The organism is Vibrio sp. 10N.222.49.C9 (genome assembly GCF_041474985.1).
Taxonomy (GTDB): Bacteria; Pseudomonadota; Gammaproteobacteria; order Enterobacterales; family Vibrionaceae; genus Vibrio; species Vibrio crassostreae_C.
Map to the genome: position 1 here is coordinate 1 of NZ_JBFRVD010001644.1, position 386 is coordinate 386.

The window sequence follows — 386 nt, forward strand, 5'->3', positions numbered from 1 at the left end:
CTTCGATAGTCATACCAATAAGCGAATAGTTGAGTACCTCTGCTATGCTTGGGTGCTTTAGCTTGGTTAACGGGTGATTCTTTTTCACGTATAGAACAGGGTAAAGCGTGCCTAGTTTCTCAGAACGATACTTAGGATCATGAGTCGGTTCATAGTGGATAGCAAAGTCTAATTTATTGGCATCAAGTAATTGAAAGGGATTGGCCTTTGTTGGCGTCTCCTCAATGGCGGCCAGTGGCGCATGCTCTGATAAATGTGCGTATAGCTTAGGTATTAAGGTCGAACCCATAAAGGTGGGCAGTGACAGTGAGAAGGTGTCATCACATTGTTTAGAGTCAAATTCTTCTGCATCAAATAATTGCTGTAATGACGGCAGTATCTTGTTC

General features: G+C 42.7%; 1 protein-coding gene. It reads right to left on the minus strand.

Going from position 1 to position 386, the window contains the following annotated elements:
* The coding region (locus AB4585_RS29635) for a LysR substrate-binding domain-containing protein (RefSeq protein WP_372172422.1) at positions 1–386 on the minus strand (386 nt) is incomplete at both ends.